Annotated in this window: 24 protein-coding genes and 6 pseudogenes; 19 read left to right on the top strand and 11 right to left on the bottom strand. The window is 74.6% G+C overall.

All coding sequences use genetic code 11. The annotated features are described in order from the left end of the window. The first annotated feature begins 93 nt into the window (after window positions 1-93). Window positions 94-1,822: pseudogene (locus tag DA06_RS15825) on the top strand (DUF885 domain-containing protein). A gap of 127 nt (window positions 1,823-1,949) precedes the next feature. Then, window positions 1,950-2,549: a hypothetical protein gene (locus DA06_RS15820; RefSeq protein ID WP_418605436.1), complete on the top strand. Its 600-nt coding sequence runs from the start codon at window positions 1,950-1,952 to the stop codon at window positions 2,547-2,549. On the opposite strand, the gene DA06_RS15815 is transcribed toward DA06_RS15820, so the two are convergent. Together DA06_RS15815 and DA06_RS15810 are read right to left on the bottom strand one after the other, a co-directional pair. Then, window positions 2,484-2,960: a twin-arginine translocase TatA/TatE family subunit gene (locus DA06_RS15815; protein WP_418605435.1), complete on the bottom strand. Its 477-nt coding sequence runs from the start codon at window positions 2,958-2,960 to the stop codon at window positions 2,484-2,486. The two genes, DA06_RS15820 and DA06_RS15815, sit on opposite strands and share 66 nt — an antisense overlap. Before the next feature lie 57 nt (window positions 2,961-3,017). Then, window positions 3,018-3,908 (bottom strand): S1C family serine protease, encoded by an 891-nt coding sequence (locus DA06_RS15810; protein ID WP_418605434.1) that lies wholly within the window; start codon window positions 3,906-3,908, stop codon window positions 3,018-3,020. On the opposite strand from DA06_RS15810, the gene DA06_RS15805 reads away from it, so the two are divergent. Beyond that, entirely contained in the window at window positions 3,895-4,539 is a 645-nt protein-coding gene (locus DA06_RS15805; protein ID WP_418605433.1) for a hypothetical protein, read from the top strand. The two genes, DA06_RS15810 and DA06_RS15805, sit on opposite strands and share 14 nt — an antisense overlap. Here DA06_RS15805 and DA06_RS15800 read toward each other — a convergent pair. Continuing rightward, entirely contained in the window at window positions 4,478-5,008 is a 531-nt protein-coding gene (locus DA06_RS15800) for a YbjN domain-containing protein (RefSeq protein ID WP_052436838.1), read from the bottom strand. The genes DA06_RS15805 and DA06_RS15800 overlap by 62 nt on opposite strands. 274 nt (window positions 5,009-5,282) lie before the next feature. On the opposite strand from DA06_RS15800, the gene miaA reads away from it, so the two are divergent. Together miaA and dapF are read left to right on the top strand one after the other, a co-directional pair. After that, window positions 5,283-6,170 carry a tRNA (adenosine(37)-N6)-dimethylallyltransferase MiaA gene (miaA, locus tag DA06_RS15795; protein WP_052436839.1) on the top strand — a complete coding sequence of 296 codons (888 nt, stop codon included), beginning with the start codon at window positions 5,283-5,285 and terminating at the stop codon, window positions 6,168-6,170. Then, window positions 6,167-7,082, top strand: a pseudogene (gene dapF / locus DA06_RS15790) (diaminopimelate epimerase). The gene miaA and the pseudogene dapF overlap by 4 nt, the downstream one beginning before the upstream one ends. Window position 7,083: 1 nt before the next feature. On the opposite strand, the gene DA06_RS15785 reads toward dapF, so the two are convergent. Beyond that, window positions 7,084-7,695 (bottom strand): class I SAM-dependent methyltransferase, encoded by a 612-nt coding sequence (locus DA06_RS15785; protein WP_043501802.1) that lies wholly within the window; start codon window positions 7,693-7,695, stop codon window positions 7,084-7,086. A 118-nt stretch (window positions 7,696-7,813) separates the two neighbouring features. Between DA06_RS15785 and hflX the strand changes: the two are divergent. Both hflX and DA06_RS15775 read left to right on the top strand, forming a co-directional pair. Then, window positions 7,814-9,384, top strand: a pseudogene (gene hflX, locus DA06_RS15780) (GTPase HflX). Window positions 9,385-9,466: 82 nt separating this feature from the next. Further along, window positions 9,467-9,634 (top strand): annotated as a pseudogene (locus tag DA06_RS15775) (DEAD/DEAH box helicase); the annotation flags it as partial. 649 nt (window positions 9,635-10,283) lie between these two features. On the opposite strand, the pseudogene DA06_RS15770 reads toward DA06_RS15775, so the two are convergent. Further along, window positions 10,284-10,720, bottom strand: a pseudogene (locus DA06_RS15770) (transposase); the annotation flags it as partial. Between the two features lie 73 nt (window positions 10,721-10,793). On the opposite strand from DA06_RS15770, the gene DA06_RS15765 reads away from it, so the two are divergent. After that, a complete protein-coding gene (locus DA06_RS15765) occupies window positions 10,794-10,958 on the top strand; it encodes a hypothetical protein (RefSeq protein WP_418608337.1) in 165 nt (54 codons plus the stop codon). Between the two features lie 40 nt (window positions 10,959-10,998). Here the strand turns inward: DA06_RS15765 and ffh are convergent, their stop codons facing one another. Together ffh and DA06_RS15755 are read right to left on the bottom strand one after the other, a co-directional pair. Further along, a complete protein-coding gene (gene ffh / locus DA06_RS15760; RefSeq protein ID WP_043501797.1) occupies window positions 10,999-12,567 on the bottom strand; it encodes a signal recognition particle protein in 1,569 nt (522 codons plus the stop codon). Window positions 12,568-12,604: 37 nt separating this feature from the next. Further along, window positions 12,605-13,684 (bottom strand): hypothetical protein, encoded by a 1,080-nt coding sequence (locus DA06_RS15755; RefSeq protein WP_418605432.1) that lies wholly within the window; start codon window positions 13,682-13,684, stop codon window positions 12,605-12,607. On the opposite strand from DA06_RS15755, the gene DA06_RS15750 reads away from it, so the two are divergent. The 7 genes from DA06_RS15750 (at window position 13,677) to DA06_RS15720 (ending at window position 17,999) form a co-directional block, all read left to right on the top strand. After that, window positions 13,677-13,856 carry a phosphoribosyltransferase family protein gene (locus DA06_RS15750; RefSeq protein WP_418605431.1) on the top strand — a complete coding sequence of 60 codons (180 nt, stop codon included), beginning with the start codon at window positions 13,677-13,679 and terminating at the stop codon, window positions 13,854-13,856. The two genes, DA06_RS15755 and DA06_RS15750, sit on opposite strands and share 8 nt — an antisense overlap. Window positions 13,857-14,068: 212 nt before the next feature. Then, window positions 14,069-14,752: a ribosome hibernation-promoting factor, HPF/YfiA family gene (hpf, locus tag DA06_RS15745; RefSeq protein ID WP_043501792.1), complete on the top strand. Its 684-nt coding sequence runs from the start codon at window positions 14,069-14,071 to the stop codon at window positions 14,750-14,752. A gap of 206 nt (window positions 14,753-14,958) precedes the next feature. Then, window positions 14,959-15,789 carry a DUF72 domain-containing protein gene (locus DA06_RS15740; protein ID WP_052436837.1) on the top strand — a complete coding sequence of 277 codons (831 nt, stop codon included), beginning with the start codon at window positions 14,959-14,961 and terminating at the stop codon, window positions 15,787-15,789. Beyond that, window positions 15,789-16,295: a UdgX family uracil-DNA binding protein gene (locus DA06_RS15735; RefSeq protein ID WP_418605430.1), complete on the top strand. Its 507-nt coding sequence runs from the start codon at window positions 15,789-15,791 to the stop codon at window positions 16,293-16,295. Before DA06_RS15740 ends, DA06_RS15735 begins: the two co-directional genes overlap by 1 nt. Next, on the top strand, window positions 16,262-16,894 hold the full coding sequence (aroD, locus tag DA06_RS15730; protein WP_418605429.1) for a type I 3-dehydroquinate dehydratase: 633 nt from the start codon (window positions 16,262-16,264) through the stop codon (window positions 16,892-16,894). Before DA06_RS15735 ends, aroD begins: the two co-directional genes overlap by 34 nt. A 27-nt stretch (window positions 16,895-16,921) precedes the next feature. Continuing rightward, window positions 16,922-17,215 (top strand): hypothetical protein, encoded by a 294-nt coding sequence (locus DA06_RS15725; RefSeq protein WP_418605427.1) that lies wholly within the window; start codon window positions 16,922-16,924, stop codon window positions 17,213-17,215. Continuing rightward, the gene (locus DA06_RS15720) at window positions 17,202-17,999 is read left to right on the top strand and encodes a DNA-formamidopyrimidine glycosylase family protein (RefSeq protein ID WP_043501784.1); all 798 of its coding nucleotides are present in this window, start codon (window positions 17,202-17,204) and stop codon (window positions 17,997-17,999) included. Before DA06_RS15725 ends, DA06_RS15720 begins: the two co-directional genes overlap by 14 nt. A 159-nt stretch (window positions 18,000-18,158) precedes the next feature. Here the strand turns inward: DA06_RS15720 and DA06_RS15715 are convergent, their stop codons facing one another. Both DA06_RS15715 and DA06_RS15710 read right to left on the bottom strand, forming a co-directional pair. Further along, window positions 18,159-18,464, bottom strand: coding sequence for a helix-turn-helix domain-containing protein (locus tag DA06_RS15715; protein WP_043501782.1), 306 nt, complete (start codon window positions 18,462-18,464; stop codon window positions 18,159-18,161). Window positions 18,465-18,672: 208 nt separating this feature from the next. Continuing rightward, the gene (locus DA06_RS15710) at window positions 18,673-18,807 is read right to left on the bottom strand and encodes a hypothetical protein (protein ID WP_418605426.1); all 135 of its coding nucleotides are present in this window, start codon (window positions 18,805-18,807) and stop codon (window positions 18,673-18,675) included. A gap of 31 nt (window positions 18,808-18,838) precedes the next feature. On the opposite strand from DA06_RS15710, the gene DA06_RS15705 reads away from it, so the two are divergent. Genes DA06_RS15705 through DA06_RS15695 form a run of 3 tightly spaced genes read left to right on the top strand, consistent with a single transcriptional unit; the run spans window position 18,839 to window position 21,374 of the window. Beyond that, complete coding sequence (locus DA06_RS15705; protein WP_418605425.1) at window positions 18,839-19,570, top strand: adenylyltransferase/cytidyltransferase family protein; 732 nt, start codon at window positions 18,839-18,841, stop codon at window positions 19,568-19,570. Further along, window positions 19,567-20,283: an SDR family oxidoreductase gene (locus tag DA06_RS15700; RefSeq protein WP_043501769.1), complete on the top strand. Its 717-nt coding sequence runs from the start codon at window positions 19,567-19,569 to the stop codon at window positions 20,281-20,283. The genes DA06_RS15705 and DA06_RS15700 overlap by 4 nt, the downstream gene beginning before the upstream one ends. Then, window positions 20,280-21,374: a glycosyltransferase family 9 protein gene (locus tag DA06_RS15695; RefSeq protein ID WP_418605424.1), complete on the top strand. Its 1,095-nt coding sequence runs from the start codon at window positions 20,280-20,282 to the stop codon at window positions 21,372-21,374. Before DA06_RS15700 ends, DA06_RS15695 begins: the two co-directional genes overlap by 4 nt. Here DA06_RS15695 and DA06_RS15690 read toward each other — a convergent pair. Then, entirely contained in the window at window positions 21,353-21,919 is a 567-nt protein-coding gene (locus DA06_RS15690) for a recombinase family protein (RefSeq protein WP_043501767.1), read from the bottom strand. The genes DA06_RS15695 and DA06_RS15690 overlap by 22 nt on opposite strands. A gap of 359 nt (window positions 21,920-22,278) precedes the next feature. On the opposite strand from DA06_RS15690, the pseudogene DA06_RS15685 reads away from it, so the two are divergent. Further along, window positions 22,279-22,449: pseudogene (locus DA06_RS15685) on the top strand (recombinase family protein); the annotation flags it as partial. On the opposite strand, the gene DA06_RS15680 reads toward DA06_RS15685, so the two are convergent. Continuing rightward, complete coding sequence (locus DA06_RS15680; protein ID WP_418605423.1) at window positions 22,380-22,799, bottom strand: gas vesicle protein; 420 nt, start codon at window positions 22,797-22,799, stop codon at window positions 22,380-22,382. The pseudogene DA06_RS15685 and the gene DA06_RS15680 sit on opposite strands and share 70 nt — an antisense overlap. Window positions 22,800-22,806: the final 7 nt, after the last annotated feature.

The following is a 22,806-nucleotide window of genomic DNA, read 5'->3' as shown; positions in this document are numbered from 1 at the left end:
GTGGTCGCTGCACCCCGGAGAGGGGCCCTGGCGTCGACCGCTCCGTCCCCTGAGCGCCGCGCGCGGGCGCGCCGTCTAGGCTGCCGGTTGTGACTGAGAGCACCGCCGGCGGCCCCGCCGCCTCCATCGACCACCCCGGCCCGCCGCGCCACCCCGACGGACGCGATCGCGGACGCCTACGTCCACCGCCTCGTCGCCCTCGACCCGCTGACGGCCACCAGCCTGGGGCTGCCCGGGTACGACCGAGCCATGCCCGACCTCTCCCCGGCAGGCATCGCCGAGCGCACGATGCTCGACCGGGCGACGCTCGCCGAGCTGGACGCGGTGGCGCCGGTCGACGACGTCGACGGGGTCACGCACGCCGCCATGCGCGAGCGCCTCGGCCTCCAGGTCGAGCTGGCCGAGGCGGGCGAGCTCGAGCGGGACCTCAACGTCATCGCCTCCCCCGTCCAGGCGGTGCGGGAGGTCTTCGACCTCATGCCGACGACGACGGCGCAGGACTGGGAGACGATCGCCGCCCGCCTCGCCGCCGTCCCGGCGGCGCTGGAGGGCTACCAGGAGTCGCTGCTCGCCGCCCGGGACGCGGGCAACGTCGCCGCCCTGCGCCAGGTGGAGGCCTGCCTGAAGCAGGCGGGCGAGCTCGCCGACGCGGAGTCCTCGTTCTTCACCACTTTCGTCGCCTCCGCCCAGCCCGACGGCGAGGTCCCCAGCCGCGCTCTCGCGGCCGCCCTGGAGTCGGGAGCCGCCGACGCCCGCCAGGCCTACGCCGACCTCGCCCGCATGCTGGGCGAGGAGATCGCGCCGGACGCCCCGGACGCGGACGCCGTGGGCCGCGAGCGCTACGCCCTGTGGTCGCGGTACTTCCTGGGCGCCGTCGTCGACCTCGACGAGACGTACGAGTGGGGCCGGGAGGAGCTCGGCCGCATCGTCGCGGAGCAGCAGAACGTGGCCGACGAGCTCTACGGGACCGGCACGGACATCACCGAGGCGATGGCGCGCCTGGACAAGGACCCGGCGCGGATGCTGCACGGGACCGAGGCGCTGCGGGCCTGGATGCAGACCACCTCGGACGAGGCGGTCGCCGCGCTGGGCGGCGCGCAGTTCGACATCCCGGAGCCGGTGCGGCGCCTGGAGTGCCTCATCGCCCCGACCCACACCGGAGGGATCTACTACACCGGCCCGAGCGCGGACTTCTCGCGCCCGGGGGCGCATGTGGTGGTCGGTGCCCGAGGGCGTCACGGAGTTCGCGACCTGGCGGGAGAAGACCACGGTCTACCACGAGGGGGTGCCCGGTCATCACCTGCAGATCGCGCAGACCGTCTACCGGGCGGAGCTGCTGAACCTCTGGCGCCGCATGGCGTCGTGGGTCAGCGGGCACGGCGAGGGGTGGGCACTGTACGCGGAGCGGCTCATGGCGGACCTCGGCTTCCTGGACGACCCGGGCGACCGCATGGGCATGCTGGACGGGCAGCGGCTGCGCGCGGCCCGGGTGGTGCTCGACATCGGCGTGCACCTGGGCAAGCCTGCGCCCGAGGAGTGGGGCGGCGGCACGTGGGACGCCGCCAAGGCGTGGGAGTTCCTCAAGGGCAACGCGAACATGGCAGAGGGCTTCCTCGCCTTCGAGCTGGACCGCTACCTCGGCTGGCCGGGCCAGGCGCCGAGCTACAAGATCGGGCAGCGGCTGTGGGAGGAGACGCGCGTCGCCGCCGGGCGGGCCGCCCAGGAGCGGGGCGAGGAGTTCGACCTCAGGGCGTTCCACCGCCGCGCTCTCGACATCGGGTCGGTGGGCCTCGACGTGCTGCGGGACGCGCTGACCCACTGAGGGACGCCATCCCCCACGGCCCGCCTGCCGCGCACCGACACCTCGCCCGCGGTGCTCGCGGGTGCACCGCCGGTGAAGCCGCGCCCGTGCGCCCCGGCGCGGGGCGTGCGTCGTTACCGTGAGACGCATGGCCACACAGCCCGGCCCGGCGGCAGACTCCCCGGACCCGGCGTCCCCGCGCCGCTCGTCGTCTCGCCCGGACCCGGAGGCCCCGCCGCCCCGCCCGGCGATGTCGGACCGGACCCCGGCGCCGGTCCCACGGGGCACGGCACCGCCCGAGGCGCTGCGCCGCTCCCGCGCGCTGTGGATGCTCAGCTTCCTGGCCGGCCTGACGGCCGCGGTCTTCGCCGTCCTCGGCAGGGAGGCGCACCTGGACCGCATCGCCGGGCAGGTTCGCGAGCTCGCCCCCGACCGTGCGGCCGGCACCGCCGGGACCGCGGCCCACGTGGTCCTGGCGGGCACGGTCGCCGCGGTGGTGCTCGTCGTGGTGGTGGAGCTCGTCCTGGTGCGACGGCTGCTGGCCCGACGCGGCGGCGCCCGGGTCGGCCTGACGGTCCTCCTGGGGCTGCAGGTGGTCGTGGCGGTGGTGGCCGAGGCGTACCTGACCGTCCCCGGCGCGGACGGGCTGCGCGACCGACTGGTGCTCGTGCTGTGGGTCGGCCTAGCCGCCCTGGCGTACGTGGTCGCCCTCGCGCCGAGCGTGGGCCGGTGGCTGCGCGTCCGCTGAGAGTCCCGTGACCTCGGCGAGGATGCCCTCGCAGCTGCGCACCACCACCCGGCACACCTGCCCCGCCGCCCGGTCGGTCAGCGGCGACTCGGCGAGCGCGCGCCACCGCCGCATGGAGGGCGACGGCCGCCGCGCCGCGCGGGGGCGCGCGGGCCTGACCGGCTCGTCGTCCATGAGGGCCTCCCGCACGATCCGGCGGGGGTCGTACTGGCGCGGGTCGAGGGCGGCGAGGTCGTCGAACTCGGGGCCGAGCTCCTCCCGCACCTTCTCCTTGGCGCCCGTCGCGATCTTCTTGACCTCGCGGGTCAGGCGACCGAGCTGCTGGGCGAGCTCGGGCAGCCGCTCCGGCCCGATGAGGAGGAAGGCGAGCACGAGCAGGACGACCAGCTCACCCCCGTTGATCCCGAACACGGGCTCAGGATACGGCGCCGCAGGGGCTCGTCGTGCCGCCGTCCCGCGGCGGGGGGCTCAGTTCTCCCCGAGGACCACGCGGACCTCCTCGACGCCGTTGCCGCGCCGCACCCCCAGGACCACGGTGTCGCCGGGCGCCTTCGAGCGCACCGCCACGATGAGCTCGTCCGGGTCGGTGACCGGGCGGCCGTCGATGCTGAGGATCACGTCGCCCGGCCGGATGCCCGCCACGTCGCCCGGGCCGCCCGGCACCACGGCCGGGTTGTCGTCGACGTCCTCCTCGAGCACCTGCACCCCCTCCCCCGTGTACCGGGTGTCGAGGGAGACGCCGATCACCGGGTAGGTGGCGGAGCCGGTGGCGATGATCTGCTCGGTGGTGCGCCGCACCTGGTTCGCGGGGATGGCGAACCCCAGGCCGATGCTGCCGGTGGCGGAGGCGGCGCCGGACGCCTGCGCGATGGCCGTGTTGATCCCGATGACCTGGCCGCTCGCGTCCACCAGCGGCCCACCCGAGTTGCCGGGGTTGATGGCCGCGTCGGTCTGGATGGCGTTGATGAACGTCGTCGTGCCGCCGGCGCCGGCCTTCACGGGACGGTTCAGCGCGCTGATGATCCCGGACGTCACGGTGCCCTCGAGCCCCAGCGGGGCACCGACGGCCACCACCGGGTCGCCGACCGCGACGGTGTCGGAGTCGGCGAGCACGAGCGGATCCAGTCCCTCGCGGTCGACACGGAGGACGGCGAGGTCGTAGTCGGCGGTTCGTCCGACGATCTCCGCCTCCTCCTCGCCGCCGTCGGGGAAGCCGACGATGACGCGGCCCCCCTCGGCCGCGTTCTCGATGACGTGGTTGTTGGTGACGATGTAGCCGTCCTCGCGCAGGACCAGGCCGGTGCCCGAGCTGCCCTGCCCGTTGCCGCGCGCCTGGATGTACACCGTGGAGGGCAGCACGGCCTCCGCGATGCCCGCGACGGAGTCGGGGGGCGCGGTCGGCGGCCGAGGCGGTCGGCAACGTCTGGCCGGGCTGGGCGAGCGTGAAGAACGAGCGGGCGCCGAGCGCACCGAGGATGACGCCGGCGAGCAGCGCCAGGACGACGAGCAGGACGACGACACCGAGCGCGACGCGCCGCTGCGCCCTCCGCTCCGCCGTCGTCGTGGTGTGCTCTGCCGGCCCGGCCGACGGCGGGGGGAAGGACCCCGGCGCCGCTCCCTGGTAGGAGGGAGGGGCGAACGGACCGTGGGCCTCGCCGCCGGAGTGGCCGGGAATGGGCCGGGTGGGAGCGTCCGTCTGCACCGGCGCCCAGTACGGCGGGGTGCCACCGGCTGCGGTCCGCTCGTCGCGCGCCTCGCCGCGCCTGGCGCTGCGGAAGGAACGGCGCGAGCGGTACGGCACGCCGGCGGGCGGCTCGGGCTGGTGGCCGCCGACGGGCTGGGCGGGCCCGGCGGGGCGTCCCAGGGCGTGGTACCCCTCGCGGGCCGCGGGGCCGGTGCCGGCCGGTGCCGACGGCGCAGCCAGCCGATCACGATCCCCCCGGGGCTCGGGCGGCCGGGTCCGGGTAGAGCTCCTCGAGGTCGCGCATGACCCGCATGCCTTGCCCGACGCCCCGCTCGAGCAGCCGGACGAGCTGGTTGTCGCTCACGCCGGAGGCGAGCGGGGTGGAGGACTCCGCGACGACGGACAGCAGGCCGTCGTCGAGCACCCGGACGTAGCACTTCGGGCCGACGTACTCGCGGTTCCACCCGTCGAGCCTCGCCAGCACCTCGCCGAGACGTTCGATGTTGAGGCGGCGGTGCCAGGAGCCGCGCACCTGCAGGACGGTCTCGTCGTGGCCGAGCAGGTACACGTGGAAGACCGCCTGCGCCCACATGGCCCCCAGGTCGCCGGAAGAGTCGCGGAACCACGGGTAGCCCAGCTCCGTCAGCGCGTCCGCCACCCGGGACCGGGTCAGCGGCAGCACCACGTCGCGGGCGGCCCGCACGCCCCCCGGACCGTCCGCCTGCGCGGGGCCGAGTGGAACCCGTCCCTCGTCGAAGGTGCCGGACGAAGCCATGTGACGAGACTAACCGGCGCAGGCGCCCGGCGTCCCTCGCGCAGACGCCTGAACGTGAGGCCCGCCCGGCGTCTCCGCGGCGTCCCGCCAGGCAGGGCCTCACCCTCGTGCGGCCCTCCCGGCCGGGCCGCCACCCCCGCGCCCGTGCCGGTCACCCCCGTGCCGGCGGTCGGCGCCGTCGGAGCCCGGTGCACCCGCGCCCCGGTGCGGGGGTAGGTTGACGGGCGTGCAGGCCACGCAAGCGCAGGAGCCGCAGGTGATCGCCGTCGTCGGCATGACGGCCACCGGAAAGTCGGCCCTCGCCCTCGACCTCGCCGAGGCCCTCGGTGGTCCCGACGCCGTCGAGATCGTCAACGCGGACGCCTTCCAGCTCTACCGGGGCATGGACGTCGGCACGGCGAAGCTGCCCCCGCACGAGCGGCGCGGCGTCGTCCACCACCAGCTGGACGTCCTGGACGTCACCGAGGAGGCCTCGGTCGCCGACTACCAGCAGGCCGCCCGCGCCGACGTCGCGGCGGTCCGCGCCCGGGGCCGGCTGCCGGTGCTGGTCGGCGGCTCCGGACTGTACGTGCGCGCCGTGCTGGACCACCTCGACTTCCCCGGCACGGACCCGGCGCTGCGTGCGGAGCTGGAGGAGCGTGCGGCGCGCCGGGGGACCCGTCCGCTGCACGACGAGCTGGCCGCCCGCGACCCGGAAGCCGCCGCCCGCATCGACCCCCGGAACACTCGCCGGGTGGTCCGCGCGCTCGAGGTCATCGCCCTCACCGGCCGTCCCTTCTCCGCACGCCTGCCCGAGCACGTCTACGCCGTCCCGGCGGTGCAGCTGGCCGTCGCCGTGCCCCGCCCCGAGCTGGACGACCGGATCGCGGCACGGACGGCCCAGATGATGGCGGACGGGCTCGTCGAGGAGACCGAACGGCTTCTGGGCCAGGGGCTCGCGGAGGGGGTCACCGCGAGCCGCGCCGTCGGCTACGCCCAGGCTGCCGACGTGCTGGCCGGCCGCACGAGCCGCGACGAGGCGGCCGACGCGATCTCGCTCGCCACGCGCCAGCTCGCCCGTCGGCAGGAGAAGTGGTTCCGCCGCGACCCCCGCGTCCACTGGCTGCCGGCGGCGGACGCCGACGACCTCCTCGCCGCAGCGCTGCATATCCTGGCGCCATGACCACGAGCTTCGGCGTGCTGGCCGGCCGCACCCTGACCACCGGCCACGGCACGGAGAACGACTTCGTGCTGGTGCCCGACCTCGAGGGGACTCTCCTGATCCGTGCGGAGGAGGTCGCCGCCGTGTGCGACCGCCACGCCGGCATCGGTGCCGACGGCCTGATCCGGGTGGTGCGCTCGCGCGCGCTGCCCGAGGGGGCCGCCGTGCTCGCCCAGGCCCCGGACGCCGAGTGGTTCATGGACTACCGCAACGCGGACGGCTCGCTCGCGGAGATGTGCGGGAACGGGGTGCGGGTCTTCGCCCACTACCTGCGCAGCACCCGGTCTGGTCGCGCTGGACGACGGCGCGAGCGTCGTCGTCGGCACGCGCGGCGGTCCGCGCCGCATCACCCGCCAGGGCGCGGCGTACACCGTCGACATGGGTGGCTGGGCGATGCCGGGAGGGCCGCAGGCGGAGGCGGAGGGCTACGACGTGGTCGTCGACGTTCCCGGGCTCGACGGCCCGCGCGCGGGCCTGCGGGTGAGCGTGCCGAACCCGCACACGGTCGTCGCCCTGCCCGACGAGGCGTCGCTCGCGGCGGCCCAGCTGACGCTCGCCCCCACCTACGACCCGGTGCCGCCCGAGGGCACCAACCTCGAGCTGGTCGTCCCGCTCGGCGAGGACAGCTCGGACGGGACCGCGGTCGGCACCGTCCGCATGCGGGTCCTGGAACGCGGCGTGGGGGAGACCCGTTCCTGCGGCACCGGCACCTGCGCGGCCGCGCTCGCGGTGCGCGCGTGGGGCGGCGCCGACGCGCCGGACGTCTGGCGCGTGCTCGTGCCGGGCGGCGAGGTGACCGTGCGCGTCGAGGGTGACCGGGTCCTCCTGACCGGCCCGGCCGTCCTGACGGCCGACGTCGTCCTGCGCGCCTGACTCAGCGCGGGCGGACGGTCAGCACGCGGAAGCCCTTGGAGCTCGCCGTGCGCGTGACGTCGGTCCCGAGCTCCTCCGCCAGCCACCGGTGCAGCGAGTCGGCGCCGAGGTTGCGCTGCACCACGAGGTGGGCACGCCCGTCGGGAGCCAGGCGGGAGAGCCAGGTGCGCAGCAGCTCGTGGAGCGCCTCCTTGCCGATGCGGATGGGTGGGTTGGACCAGATCTCGTCGATCCCGCCGGGGAGCTGACCGAGCGCCTCCGCCGGGTCAAGGACGGTCACGTTGCCCAGCCCGAGGGCCGCGGCGTTGCGGGCCGTGAGGTCGCGCGCGCGGGCGTTGACGTCCACGGCGACCACACGGGCCTCCGGCGACGCCTGGGCCATCGCGACGGTCAGCGGGCCCCAGCCGCACCCGACGTCCACCAGCGTCCCGGTCGCGGGCGGGTCGTCCACCGCGTCCAGGAGCACGCGCGTCCCCAGGTCGAGCCGGTCCCCGGAGAAGACGCCCGCCGCCACCTGGACCGACACCTCCCGGCCGCGAAGGCGGACCCGCAGCGGCCGCAGCTCGCCCGGGGAGGCCGGCTCGGCGGAGAAGTAGTGCTCGTGCGCGCTCACCGCGGAAACGCTACCGGCTCCCTGTGCGCGGCCCCCGGCCGGCTCCGCCAGGAGTGGAAAGAGATGGCTCGCCGGGTCGTGGCGTGGGATCCTTGGGGGGCACCGACGAAAGGACACCATGGCGCGCACCGACCATCACCTCCCGACCGCTGCGGACCGGGAGCCGGGCATCGGCGACCAGCAGGCGGCAGAGGACGTGGTCGCGCGTATCCTCGCCCGCGCCGGTTCCCTGCGCTCCACCGAGGGCACGGCCCTGCAGGCCGAGGACCACCCCGGGTCCGACCACGACGGCGAGCAGCTCGAGCGTGAGGAACGCGCCGCGCTGCGCCGTGTGGCCGGGCTGTCCACCGAGCTCGAGGACGTCACCGAGGTCGAGTACCGGCAGTTGCGCCTCGAGCGGGTGGTGCTCGTGGGGCTGTGGTCGACCGGCACCGCGGAGATGGCGGAGGTCTCGCTGCGCGAGCTCGCCGCCCTCGCGGAGACCGCCGGCTCGCAGGTCCTCGACGGGCTGCTGCAGCGCCGGGTCAACCCGGACCCGGGCACCTATCTCGGCTCGGGCAAGGCCGCCGAGCTGGCCGACCTCGTCCGCTCCGTCGGCGCCGACACGGTCGTCGTCGACGGCGAGCTCAGCCCCTCCCAGCGTCGTGGCCTGGAGGACATCGTCCAGGTCAAGGTCATCGACCGCACCGCGCTGATCCTCGACATCTTCGCCCAGCACGCGAAGTCCCGGGAGGGCAAGGCGCAGGTCGAGCTGGCCCAGCTGGAGTACCTGCTCCCGCGCCTGCGCGGCTGGGGCGAGTCGATGTCCCGGCAGGCCGGTGGCCGCGTCGCCGGCGGTGCGGGCATCGGCTCACGCGGCCCCGGTGAGACGAAGATCGAGCTGGACCGCCGCCGCATCCGCACCCGCATGTCCCGGCTGCGGCGGCAGATCAAAGAGATGGCACCCTCCCGCGAGACCAAGCGGGGGTCGCGGCGGCACCACCAGATCCCGTCCGTGGCGATCGTCGGCTACACGAACGCGGGCAAGTCCTCGCTCCTGAACCGGCTCACCGGTGCCGGGGTTCTCGTCCAGAACCAGCTGTTCGCCACCCTCGACCCGACGGTGCGCCGGGCCACCACGCCGGACGGCCGCGTGTACACGCTCGCCGACACGGTCGGCTTCGTGCGGTCCTTGCCCACCGAGCTCGTCGAGGCCTTCCGGTCCACGCTCGAGGAGGCCGGCGAGGCGGACCTGCTGCTGCACGTCGTCGACGCCGCGCACCCCGACCCCGAGGGCCAGGTGCGGACCGTGCGGACCGTCGTGGCCGACATCCCCGGCGGCACGGACGTCCCCGAGCTGATCGTGCTCAACAAGGCGGACCTCGCCGCGCCCGAGGACCTCACGGCACTGCGGACCCGCTACCCCGGGGCAGTCGCCGTCTCGGCCCGGACCGGTGAGGGCGTCGACGAGCTCGCGGCCCGCATCGCCGAGCTCCTGCCCCGGCCCACCGAGGAGATCGACGTCGTCGTGCCCTACAGCCGGGCGACCTGGTCTCCCGGGCCCACACGGACGGGGAGATCCTCGCCGAGGAGTACGCCGCCGGCGGCACCCGCCTGCACGCCCTCGTCCCGCCGGACCTCGCCGCCGACCTGCGCGCGGCCGGCGTGCCCGACGGCGGGGAGGCGTCGGCCGCCCGTCCGGCCTCCTGACGTGGTCGCCCCCGCAACCGACGACCTCCTCGCCGACGCCGTCGCCGCTCTGGGCGGCACCCCGCGGGAGGGGCAGCAGCGCATGGCCCGGGCCGTGACCGAGGCCCTGGAACGACGGCAGCACCTGCTCGTCCAGGCCGGCACCGGCACGGGCAAGTCGCTCGCCTACCTCGTCCCCACGCTGGCGCACGCCGTCGCCGCCGGGAAGCGCGCCGTCGTCTCGACGGCGACGCTCGCCCTCCAGCGCCAGGTGCTGACGCAGGACGCGCCGCGGGTCGCCGAGGTCGTGGCGGCACGCACCGGGCTCCGGCCCGAGGTCGCGCTGCTCAAGGGCTGGCACAACTACCTGTGCCGGCACAAGGTCGCGGGCGGCTACCCGGCCGACGAGGAACCCGGTCTGTTCTCCGTCTCCGCGGCGACCGGCGTCGACCCGGCCGCACCGGTGCCCCCGGCCGACGGCTCGGACCCCGGCCCCGCCGTCGCCGCGCGTTCCACCCTCGCGGAGCAGGTCCTGAGGCTGCGGGAGTGGGCCGAGGAGACGGCCACGGGCGACCGTGACGACCTCGTGCCCGGCGTGAGCGAGCGGGCCTGGCGGCAGGTGTCCGTCACGAAGATGGAGTGTCTGGGCGCGAGGTGCCCGATGCTGGCCGAGTGCTTCCCGGAGGCCGCGCGGCAGGCGGCCCGCGAGGCCGATGTCGTCGTGACCAACCACGCCATGCTGGGCATCGCCGCCTCCGGCTCCCCGAACGTGCTCCCCGAGCACGACATCCTCGTCGTCGACGAGGCCCACGAGCTGACCGACCGGGTGACCGCCCAGGCGACCGGAGAGCTCAGCGCCGGCGTCGTCGAGCGGACGGCCCGTCTCGCCCGCAGGCACGCCGGCGTCGGCGTCGACGCCCTCGACGCCGCCGCGGCCGCCGCGGGGCCGGCGGCGCCCGGCCGGTGCGCAGGCAGGCGTGCAGCTCCTTGCGCAGCGCCCCGCGCCCCTGGACGAAGATGGCTGGTAGATCGCCTCGTGGCTGACGCGCATGGACCCATCGTCGGGGAAGTCCGCGCGCAGGCGCCTGGTGATCTGCTGCGGGCTCCAGCCCAGGCCCAGCTTGGCCTCGACGTAGGCGCGCAGCCGGGGGTGGCTGGCGAGCTTGGCCGGCTTGGGGCGCCGGGCCCGCTCGTCGGCCTTGGCCTGGGCCAGGTGCGCCCGGTAGGGATGGGGGTGCCGGGCGGCCCGGTTACGGGCCAGCTCCCGGCTGACCGTGCTGGGGGCACGCCCCAGCGCGCGTGCGATCTGCCGCACCCCCTCGCCCGCGGCGCGCCGTACCGCGATCTCGTCCCGCTCCTGCACGCACAGACGGCGGCCCGTGGGCTCGCCGAGGATTAACGGACACACCCCGCCAGCCTCGGCCAGCCACGTGCGTGCCCCCTCGCGTGACACGCCGCCGGCCGCCGCCGCCGACTCGAACGTCCAGTCCCCGGCCCGGATCGCCCGCCAGAACGCCCTGCGCCCCGGGACCCACACCATCGGACGCGGCACCCGCACCACCTCTTCTCATCGAGGTGTTGCGTGGACCCCTTGAGACCGCCACGCCTCGCGGAGGAGATGACGTCTCGCGTGAGTCAGCGGAGGAACTTCTGGAGCTCCTCGAGGTCGGGCATGTCCTGACCCTGCGGGCCCTGGGCCTGGTTGCCGAGACCGAACGCCGAGCCCGACGGCGCAGAGGCCTGCTGGGTCGCGCGCTGCGCCGCCTCCAGCTCCTGCTGGCGCCGCTTCGCGGGGTTGCCGGACTTGCCCTTCTTGCCCTTCTTCGGCGGCGGGGCCATGCGCCCCTTCGACTTCTTGCCGCCGCCCGGCATCATGCCCATCCCGGGCATGCCGCGACCGCCGCTGCGAGCCATCTGCCTCATCATCGTCTTGGCCTGGTCGAACCGCTCCATCAGCGAGTTCACCTCGGCCACGGTGGTGCCGGAGCCCCTGGCGATGCGGAGCCGCCGTGACCCGTTGAGGATCTTCGGGTTCGCACGCTCGGCCGGCGTCATGGAGTGCACGATCGCCTCGACGCGGTCGACCTCGCGCTCGTCGAAGTTCTCCAGCTGCTCGCGCATCTGGCCCATGCCCGGCAGCATGCCGAGCATCTTCTTCATCGAGCCCATCTTCTTCAGCTGGGCGAGCTGGGCGAGGAAGTCCTGGAGGGTGAAGTCGCCGTCGCCGGCGAGCTTGGCCGCCATCTCCTCGGCCTGGGCCGCGTCGAAGGTCTTCTCCGCCTGCTCGATGAGCGTGAGGATGTCGCCCATGTCGAGGATGCGGGAGGCCATCCGGTCGGCGTGGAAGCGCTCGAAGTCGGACAGCTTCTCGCCGGTGGAGGCGAAGAGCACCGGCTTGCCGGTCACGCCACGCACGGACAGGGCGGCACCGCCGCGGGCGTCGCCGTCGAGCTTGGACAGCACCACGCCGGTGAACCCGACGCCCTCGGCGAACGCGTTGGCCGTGGAGACGGCGTCCTGACCGATCATCGCGTCGAGGACGAAGAGGATCTCGTCGGGGTCCGTGGCGTCACGGATGTCGACCGCCTGCTGCATCATCTCGGTGTCCACGCCGAGACGGCCGGCGGTGTCCACCACGACGACGGAGTACTGCTTGTCCCGGGCGTGCTGGACGCCGGAGCGCGCCACGGCCACGGGGTCGCCCACGCCGTTGCCGGGCTCGGGCGCCCACACGGGCACGCCGGCGCGCTTCCCGACCACCTGCAGCTGGGTGACGGCGTTGGGGCGCTGGAGGTCGGAGGCGACGAGCAGGGGGGTGTGGCCCTGCTCCTTCAGCCACCGGCCCAGCTTCCCGGCGAGGGTGGTCTTGCCGGCGCCCTGCAGACCGGCGAGCATGATCACGGTCGGCGGGTGCTTGGCGAAGCGCAGGTCACGGGCCTCGCCGCCGAGGATCTCGACGAGCTCGGCGTTGACGATCTTGATGACCTGCTGCGCCGGGTTGAGCGCGGCGGAGACCTCGGCGGACTTGGCCCGCTCGCGCACGTTCGCGGTGAACGAGCGGACCACGGGCAGCGCGACGTCGGCCTCGAGCAGGGCGCGCCGGATCTCCGAGACGGTGGCGTCGATGTCGGCCTCGGAGAGACGCCCCTTCCCGCGCAGCTGCTTGAAGGAGGCGGTGAGCCGGTCGGACAGGTTGGCGAACAAGGCGTACCTCGTGGTTTCGGGCGGAGATGGCTGACGATCAGGGTAACGCCCGCAGCCGCGCGCCCACCCGCTCCGTGAGCGTACTCACCAGGTTCGCCCGCCAGGACGTCCACGCCTGCGGCCCGGCGGCGCGGGCGTCGGCCTCGCTGAGACGGCGCAGCAGGGCGAGCAGGTCGGCCCGGCGGTCGACGGCGACCGCCACCTCCTCCAGCACCGCCGGGTCGGTGAGGTCCCGCGTGGTGGCCACGGCGGGAAGGGTGAGGTGCTCGCGCACGAGGCGGACGACGTCGTCGCTCGCCCCGGGGGGCGACGCCGAACCTCGTGAGGACGGTCCGGGCGAGGACGGCCCCCTCGGCCGCGTGGTCGCGCGAGCCGGCGGTCTTGCCGATGTCGTGCAGCAGCGCGGCCAGCAGGAGCACCCCCTCCGGTCCGGGGTCGACGGCGGAGCCGGGAACGTCGGCCGAGGCGGGGGCGAGGGCGTCGGCCGAGGCGGGGGTGGTTCCCGGTTCCGGCCCGCCGCGGCACCGCCCGCGGTCGCGGGGATGCCGGCGACCGTCTCGACGAGGTGCCGGTCCACGGTGAACCGGTGCAGCGCGTTGCGCTGCGGGCGGTTGCGGACGGCCGCCCACTCCGGCAGCCACACGGTCACGACGCCTGCGAGGTCGAGCGCCTCCCACACGGGCACCTGCGCGGGCCCGGAGGCCAGGAGCTCCAGCAGGAGGCGCAGGGCCTCCCCGGGCCAGGGCGTGGGCGGGGCCGTCGTGCGGCCCAGCGAGTCGAGCATCGACGGCGAGAGCGGCAGGCCCGTACGTGCGGCGGCAGCCGCGGCTCGCAGGGCGAGGAGCGGATCGGCGGCCGGGTCCGCACCGCCCGCGAGGACGATCTCGCCCTCGTGCTCCACGAGCCCCTCGTCCACCACCGGCAGGCGGGGAGCGGTCGCGCGGCCCCGGACCACGAGCGGGCGCAGGATCCTCGGGCGACGGGCGTCCAGGTGCTGCCGGGCGCGGCGGGTGGTGGCGTCGAGGGCGGCGGAGACCACCCTGGCCGCACCGGCGACGCCGGCGAGCAGGTCGTCGGCGGCGTCGGTGACTGTCCGCCCCGACGGCGTGGTGGCCACCACCTCGCGGTCCGGCGTCCCCGTGATCGTCGTGGACGACGTCGTCACCACCGGCGCCACCCTCGCCGCCTGCGCAGGGGCGCTGCGGGCCGGCGGGACCGCCGTCGCAGGGGCGTTCGTGCTCGCCTCGACGCCCTCACCGTCGCGCCACGCGGCGCGCCCGACGGGCTAGGACGTTGGACGTGTCGCTCGGGGCCGATTGCGACTAGCGTGAGGTCATGGAGGACACGTCCGGACCGCAGGACACGCGCGAGGTGGCGCGGACCCGGTCCGGCTCGGGGGAGGTGGTCGCTCTTTCCGTCGCCCGCTGGTGAGAGCGGGCACCACGAAGTCGAACGGGGGCGGCTGTCGCTCCCGTGTTCCCCTGGACCTAGGGAGGTCACCATGGAGATCGTCGTCAAGGGCCGTAACACCGAGATCGCCGACCGGTTCCGTAACCACGTGGAGGAGAAGCTCACGAAGATCGAGCAGTTCGCCCCGCGTGCGCAGCGCGTCGAGGTCGAGCTGACCCACGAGCGCAACCCGCGCCAGGCGGACCAGGCGGAGAAGATCGAGATCACCGTGCGTGACAAGGGACCGGTGATCCGGGCGGAGGCCAAGGCCTCGGACCGTTACGGAGCCTTCGACATCGCCTCGGGCAAGCTGCTCGAGCGCCTGCGTCGCTCACGCGACCGCCGCAAGAACCACCACCGCTACGCCACTCCGGCCCCCGTCGACGAAACCCTCTCGACCGCGGCGGAGGAGACCCCCCAGGACCAGCTGCCCGACCGTCCCGTCGCCCCCACCGAACCGGGGCAGAGCGTCGAGGCGCAGCTGGGTGACTCGCCCGTGGTCGTGCGCCAGAAGCTGCACGAGGCCCGCCCCATGACGGTGGACCAGGCGCTGTACGAGATGGAGCTCGTCGGCCACCCCTTCTTCCTCTTCATCGACGACGAGACCGGACAGCCCTGCGTGGCCTACCACCGCCACGGCTGGACCTACGGCGTGATCCGCCTGAACACGGTCGTCGCCGGGACCGAGTCCACGAACCACGTCGCCGAACAGGTCGTCGCGGGCGCGAACAGCTGACGCGGACGCTGCCGGGCCCACCGCCGCACCGCGGCGGTGGGCCCCCGTCGTCCCGGCAGAGGCACGGGGCGGGCGGAACATGGCGGGGTGCCGGAGGGTGCCGAAGGGCGCCGTGGTGCGGGGGAGTCCTCGCGGAGCAGGGAGGGTGCCCCGGGTGCGGCCGGTACGTGTCGCCGGGCCGCAGCGGCGCTCCTAGACTGCGGCAGATGACGGTGCGCGTCGGCATCTCCGGTTGGCGGTACCGGCCGTGGCGCGGCACCTTCTACCCGAAGGGCCTGCCGCAGCGGCGCGAGCTCGAGTACGTCGCCGAGCACCTGCGAACGGTCGAGATCAACGGGTCCTTCTACTCGCTCCAGCGCCCCGACAGCTACCGCGCCTGGTACGCGCAGACCCCGCCGGGGTTCGTCTTCGCCGTCAAGGGGGGCCGCTTCATCACCCACATGAAGAAGCTCGCCGACGTCGACACCCCGCTCGCGAACTTCTTCGCGTCCGGGGTGCTGGCGCTGCAGGAGAAGCTCGGGCCGGTGCTGTGGCAGCTGCCGCCGAACCTCGGGTTCGACCCCGGCCGTCTCGCCGCGTTCTTCGAGCGGCTGCCACGCACCACCGGGGCGGCCGCCCGCCTGGCCGAACGGCACGACCAGCGGCTCGAGGGGCGCGCCTGGACGGAGCCGGGCGAGGACCGGCAGCTCCGCCACGCGCTGGAGGTCCGGCACGACTCCTTCCGGGACCCGGCGTTCACGGATCTTCTCCGGGCCCACGACGTCGCCGTCGTCGTCGCCGACACCGCCGGCAAGTGGCCGCTGATCGCGGAGGCGACCGCCGACTTCGTCTACGTCCGGCTGCACGGGGACTCCGAGCTCTACGTCAGCGGGTACGACGACGCCGCCCTCGACTCCTGGGCGGGACGGATCCGGCAGTGGCACGGGGACGGACACGACGTCTTCGTCTACTTCGACAACGACGTCAAGGTCCGCGCGCCGGTCGACGCGATCGCGCTCGCGGACCGGCTGACCGACCTCGACCTGACGGAGGCGTGATGGGAAGGACCGAGCGGCCGGGTGCGCAGGAGTGGGTTCCTCCCGACGCGGACGTCGAGGCGCTGCGGGACGCGGCGCCGGGGTGCCGCGGCTGCGAGCTGTGGGCCGACGCGACGCAGGTGGTCTTCTCCGTCGGCTCCGAGAAGGCCCGGGTCATGCTGGTCGGCGAGCAGCCCGGCGACCGGGAGGACCGTACCGGCGAACCGTTCGTCGGCCCGGCGGGCGACGTCCTCGCCGACGCCCTCGCGGCCGCAGGCATCGACCGGGCCGGCGTCTACCTCACCAACGCCGTCAAGCACTTCCGGTTCACCGAGCGGGGCAAGCGGCGGATCCACAAGACACCCGGCGTGGCGCACGTCGAGGCGTGCCACCCGTGGCTCGAGGCGGAGCTGGCCGCGGTCGCCCCGGACGTCGTGGTGTGCCTCGGCGCGACGGCGGCCCGCGCCGTGCTGGGGGCGCGAGGTCCGCGGTGGTGGAGTGGCGGGTCGACCATTTCGGTGCCCTGACGGACACCCGCGCGGTGCTCGACACGGCCCACGCCCTGGCCAGGCTGCTCGGACCGGTGCCGCTGCTGGTGACGTGCCGCACGGTCAGCGAGGGCGGCGCGGCCGACCTCGGGCCGGACGCGTACGGCGAGCTGCTGTCCGCGCTCGCGTCGTCCGGTGCCGCCGACCTCCTCGACGTCGAGCACCGGCGCGCGGGCGACGTCGTCGCCGCGGTCGTCGCCACCGCCGGCCGGCACGGCGTGGCGGTGGTCGCCTCCGAGCACGACTTCGAGGCGACCCCGCCCGCCACGGAGCTCGTCCGACGCCTCCGGGACATGCAGGATGCCGGCGCCGACGTCGCCAAGATCGCGGTCATGCCCCGCACCCGTGCGGACGTCCTCGCGCTCCTCGACGCCACCCGCGAGATGACCGAGGAGTATGCGGACATCCCGGTGATCACCATGTCGATGGGACCGCTCGGAGTGGTCACCCGGCTCGCCGGGCACCTGTTCGGCTCGGCCGCCACCTTCGCCTCCGCGGGCGCGGCGTCGGCCCCGGGCCAGGTCGAGGTCGAGGATCTGCGCGCCGTGCTCGAGGTGCTGGACCACGCGTCGCGCTGACCCGACGGCGCGTGGGCGCGGAGCACCGTGCGACGGTTCTCTCTGAACTCCATGGTGATGCAGCCTGCCGGTCCGGCAGGCATGGTGGTGCTCACGGCGCCGGCCGACGGCACCGCGGTGAGCGTCGCCGTGGGGACCTCGGTGAGCGTCGCCGTGGGGGCCGCGGTGAGCGTCGCGGGGGCCCGGGCGGGGCCGTGCCCCTGCTGGCCGCCCGCTCTACCTGCCCGCCTGGCGCGAGCAGCGGGCGACGGCAGGAGGTGCCCGAGGAGGTTGCGGAGGTTGCCCGAGGAGGTTGCGGAGGTGGGAAGTGCCCGAGGGTGACATCGTCGCGCGCGTGGCGCGCCGCCTCGACCTCGCCCTCGCCGGCCGGGTCCTCGCGCGAGGGGAGCTGCGCTGGCCGAACCTGGGCGGGACGGAGCTCGCCGGGGTCGGCGTCGTCGGCAACGCCCCGGTCGGCAAGCACCTGCTCACGCGCCTGGACGACGGCCGCACCCTCCACACGCACCTGCGGATGGAGGGGCGCTGGCGCCTCGTGCGCACCGGCGAGCTCGCGCCGGGCGGACCCAGCCGGGCTGACCGTTCGCCGCAGGTGCGCGCGGTGCTGGCCACCGAGCAGTGGACGTGCCTCGGCTACGACCTCGGGATGATGGACCTCGTCCCGACGCGGGACGAGCACCTGCTGGTCGGCCACCTGGGCCCGGACGTCCTCGCGGTGGACCTGGACGTCGCCGCCGCCGCCGCGCGGATCCTGGCGCAGGGTGACCGGGGCATCGGCGAGACGCTGCTCGACCAGACGGTGGTGGCGGGCCTGGGCACGATCTACATGGCGGAGACGCTGTGGCTGAACCGCGTGTGGCCGTGGGCCCCCGCAGGCACCCTCGGCCACGTCGCGCAGGACCTGGTCCGGACCTCCCGCCGGATCATGCAGCGGTCCGTCGCGGCCCGGACGCCGACGGCGACAGGCGACCTGCGCCGCACCACGAACCTGCACTCCCGCGAGCGGCTGCCGTGCCCGCGCTGCGGCACCCCGATCGTGCGGTCGGAGGTCGGAAGGGCGCCCACGGCCCGCCAGGTGTTCTACTGCCCGGCGTGCCAGCGCCCGTAGGGCCGCCGGCCGACACGGCCCCCCCCCCACCCCGCCCCGGCACGCAATGCCCTGCGCACCCGCAGCCCGGGGCACGCCGTGCCCCCGGAGACACCACGAGCCCCGGATCGCTCCGGGGCTCGCAGGGGCACGACCAGCTGCCTGGCGTCCGTCCGACGGTCAGCCGACGGGCGTGAGCAGGCTCTCGCGCCGCAGGAGCTCGTCGGGAACCGTGTCGGGCACGTGCACGCCCTCGGCGACCGCCACGCGGTCGGACACGGCGCGCAGCACGAAGCTCAGCGGAACGTTGAGCGCCTCGCAGATGGAGGCGAGCAGCTCGGAGGAGGCCTCCTTCTGGCCGCGCTCCACCTCGCTGAGGTATCCGAGTGACACCCGGGCGGCGGACGAGACCTCGCGCAGCGTCCGTCCCTGGCGCTGGCGGGCGTCACGGAGCACGTCACCGATCTCACGTCGAAGCAGGATCATCGTGCTGCCCTCCTCCCCTGCCCGGCTGGGCGATGTCGTCCTACCGTACCCTGCACCTGGCGCGTGGCGCTGCTCGGAAAGGCTGGTGGGGCGTCCTTGCGGCCGGTACTGCTGCTTGCCGCCCCGATAGGTGTACCTGGTCATCGTCATCAGTCAGGTCAACGCCCCGGGGCGCACTCTTGTTCCCCGCCCCGCGCCCCCCGGCCCGTCAGGCGTCGTCGCCGTGGAGCGTGCCGGCGAGCAGCGCGAGCGCAGCGTCGACGCTCGCGCCCCGCAGTGCGGCTCTGCCGCCCGCGAGCCGCAGCGAGCGCACCCGCACCCCGACCCGCGGCGAGGACGCCACCTGCGCCGTCGCCCTGGCGCGCGGGGCCCTGGTGCCCGAAGCCGTCGAGAGGGCGGTCGCCGACGCGTCGACCTGGGTCGCGGCCGGCGGCGCGGAGGGTTTCCGGGCACGCGAGGACGCCCGCACCGCCGTCGTCGATGTCCCGGGCGAGGCGTCCGAGGCATCCGGCAGCTCGTCCACTCCCCGCGCCGACGGGCCTGACGCCGGCGTGGGCAGTGCGGCAGCAGACCCCAGCACCCGGGGTCGAGGACCGGACATCGGCGAGTACCGGCCCTGGTCGGAGGACCCGGCGGCGCTCGACCGCCTCGCCGCCCAGCTCAGGGCCCATGGCTCGTTGGTCGCGACGGGCGGCTGCTTCGACATCGTCCACGCCGGCCACGTCGCCACGCTGCAGGCCGCCCGCCGGCTCGGTGACCGACTCGTCGTCGTCATGAACTCAGACGCGTCGGTGACCCGCCTCAAGGGGCCGGGCAGGCCGGTGGTGCCCGCGCCCGACCGCGCCCGGGTGCTGGCCGCGCTCGACTGCGTCGACGCCGTCGTCGTCTTCGACGAGGACGATCCGCGGGCGGTCCTGGACCGGCTGCGGCCCGACGTGTGGGCCAAGGGCGGGGACTACGGCGGCACACCGCTGCCCGAGGCGGAGGTCGTGCGCCGCCACGGCGGACGGGTGGTCCTCCTCCCCTATCTCGGCGGCCGATCCACGACCTCGATCATCCAGCGCTCGGGCCTGGCCCGGGCATCATCGACAAGGAGTCCTGCATGACCACTGCCCCGCAGCCGTCCCGCACCCCGCGCGAGGTGGGCACCGTCTTCGTGACCGGCGGCGCCGGCGGCCTGGGTGCCGCCGTCGTCGACGCGGTCCGGGAGGCCGGCGGCACGCCCGCTGTCCTCGACCGGGACGTCCCCGCCGACGGCGTGCCCCACGTCCAGGTGGACCTGGCCGACTCGTCCGCCGCGGCCGAGGCGGTGGAACGGCTCGTCGCCGAGGTCGGTCCGCCGACGGCCGTGGTGACCGCGGCCGGGACGGACGCGTGCGGCCCGATCCTGGAGATCTCGCCCGAGGCGTGGGAGAAGGTCATCCGGGTGAACCTGCTCGGGACCGTCGCGGTGGTGCGGGCGTGCCTGCCGCACCTCGAGCGGGTGCGCGGGACGGTCGTGACGGTCTCGTCCACCCTCGGCCTGCGCGGGGCCGACGCCGCGACCGCCTACTCGGCGTCGAAGTTCGCGATCCGGGGGTTCTCCCAGGCGCTCGCCGCGGAGTACGCGGGGCGCGTCGGCGTCACCTGCCTCGTGCCCGGCGGGATGCGGACGGCATTCTTCGACGGGCGCGACGAGCGTTTCCGCCCGGCACCGGACCAGGACCTCAACGACCCGGCCAACACCGCGTCCGCCGTGCTGACGGCGCTGCGGCAGCCGGTCGGCAGCGAGATCCGCGAGATGCTCGTCATGGCGTCCGGGGAGCCGTCCTGGCCGTGAGTCGCCAGGCTGACGTCCCGCGCGACGGCGACGTCGTCCGGGCGGAAGCCGGCGTGCGCCCCCGTGGCGCCGGCGATGTCCTGGTGCTGCGCGCGCTCGGCCTCGGCGACGCGGTCGCCGGGGTCGCGGCGCTGCGCGGAGTTCGGCGCGCCTTCCCGCGGAGACGGCTCGTCCTGGCGGCACCTGCGGGCGTCGGGGCGTGGCTGCGCGACCTGGGCGTCGTCGACGAGGTGCTACCGGCGTCGGGCCTCGACCAGCCGCTCGAGTACCGGGGCACCGGCCACGTCGGGGTGAACCTGCACGGCCGTGGGCCGCAGAGCCACCGGCTGCTTGCCGCCACGCAGCCCGACCAGCTCGTGGCGTTCGGATGCACCGAGATCGGTCATGCCGGTCCCGAGTGGCGGCCGGACGAGCACGAGGTGGACCGCTGGTGCCGCCTGGTGCGCTCGGCGGGCGGCGACTGCTCGCCGGAGGATCTGCGCATCCCCGTGTCGGAGAGGGTCGAACCAGGTCCGATGGGCCCGTCGGCGCTTCACGCCCCGGTGGCCGGTCGGGGGGCGGACTCTCCGCCCGCGCCGGTCGTGGTGCACCCGGGGGCCGCGTCGATCTCCCGGCGATGGCCGGAAGCCGGATGGAACGCCGTGGCGAGGACGTTGGCAGCAGCCGGCCACTCGGTCGTGGTCACCGGTTCCGGCGACGAGGTGCCGCTCTGCGAGCGGATCGCCGCGGCGGCGGGCCACCGCGTCCGTTCGGTGGCCGGGACGCTGGATCTGGATGGTCTCGCCGGGACGGTGCGCCACGCGCGTCTGCTCGTGTGCGGGGACACGGGGGTCGCCCACCTCGCGACCGCGTTCTCCACACCTTCGGTGCTGCTGTTCGGCCCGACCCCGCCGGCGTTGTGGGGCCCCGCCATCGACCCGCACCTGCACACAGTCCTGTGGCGCGGCACCGGGCCGGGTGACCCGCACGCCGACATGGTCGATCCGGCCCTGGCGGCTATCGAGGTGGAGGAGGTGGTCCGGGCCGCGGAGCAACTCCTCGCCGCCACACCGACTCCGGAAGACCAGCGTCAGCCTGCGAGGTGCCGGTAGACGGTCGCCCGAGAGACGCCAAGGGCTCTGGCTATCTGCGTCGGGGTCTCCCCGGCGGCTTGTCGAAACCTGGCCGCCGCGATCTTGTCTGCGTCCATCACCGTGGGTCGGCCGCCGACTCGACCCTGCGCGCGCGCAGCCGCGAGGCCGGCCATCGTACGTTCACGGTTGATGTCGCGCTCGAGCTCTGCAAACGCGGCCATGACGGTGAAGAAGAATTTCCCCTCTCCCGTCGGCGTGTAGGTGCCGACGAGCGTGCCGCTCAACACACGCAGGCCGATCCCACGGTCGCTCAGACTGTCCGCGATGGTGAGGATCTCTTTGGTCGACCGACCGAGACGGTCGAGCTTCCAGACGACAAGGGTGTCGCTGCCGTCGCGGAGGAAGTCCAGCGCCTGCTCCAAGCCAGGGCGCCTGCTCGATCGGCTGCTGACCTTCTCCTCGAAGATCCGGATACAGCTGGCAGCCTCGAAAGCGTCGCGCTGCAGCTGGAGGTCCTGGGAGTTCGTCGACACACGGGCGAGCCCGATAAGCGATTGCGTCACCGCGCTAGCGTCTCAGGAATAACATGCCGCAACTTTGAAATGGCTAACCCGAGTTCCAACTGCAGACCGACGGAGGGTATCAACCTCCCGTGCCACGGCGGCTGCTCGCCGCTCGCTAGGATGCTGCGCGCCGCTCTTCACAGTGCAGGAAACTCAGTAGCGGCAGTCGTTCGCTCACGCAGGTAGTCCCGTCCGGCTGGCGCCCGACCAAGCCAGGCCGACTGTCACTTAAATAGCGGAGGACCCGTTTTCGTGACATAGATTAAGTGACGGGTTAAGTGACACACAGTCAGCGCCGACACGGCCGCACCCCCCAATTGTCACGTAATCGGTCGTTTAAGTGACAAGGGAGTGCATCGGTGCTGGTCGGGTACATGCGGGTCTCGAAGGCCGACGGGTCCCAGACCACCGACCTGCAGCGCGACGCCCTGCTGGCCGCCGGCGTTGATCCTGGCGCCCTCTACGAGGACAAGGCCTCCGGCAAGACGGACAACCGCCCCCACCTCGCCGCGTGCCTGAAGGCGCTGCGCCGGGCGCTGCGCCAGCCGCACCACGGGCAGAACTCCTCCAGCAGCTGGGCGGTCGGGGAGGTCTTGCCGCAGCTGGGGCACGTGTCCTTCTGCTCGATGGCCCGGCGCCAGGCGAGCGTCTCGGTGTCCGTGCCGGCCGGGAACTCGAGCCCGTACTTCGCGGCCGTCTCGAAGGAGGCGAGGGCGGCGCGGATGCGGATGCCCAGCAGCTCCACCCCGGCCACCGACACCATGATGTCGGCGTTGAGCACGAGCCCCTTGTCGAGCAGGGTCTCGATGACGTGCACCAGCGACCCGTCCCTGTCACGCTGCGGCTCGAGGGCTCCCCCTCGCCCGCTGACCACGCTCATGCCCGGC

This window comes from Georgenia sp. SUBG003 (assembly GCF_000715355.2).
GTDB lineage: Bacteria > Actinomycetota > Actinomycetes > Actinomycetales > Actinomycetaceae > Georgenia.
The sequence above is the reverse complement of the archived record's forward strand: the minus strand, read 5'-3'. Positions and strand labels throughout refer to the sequence as shown.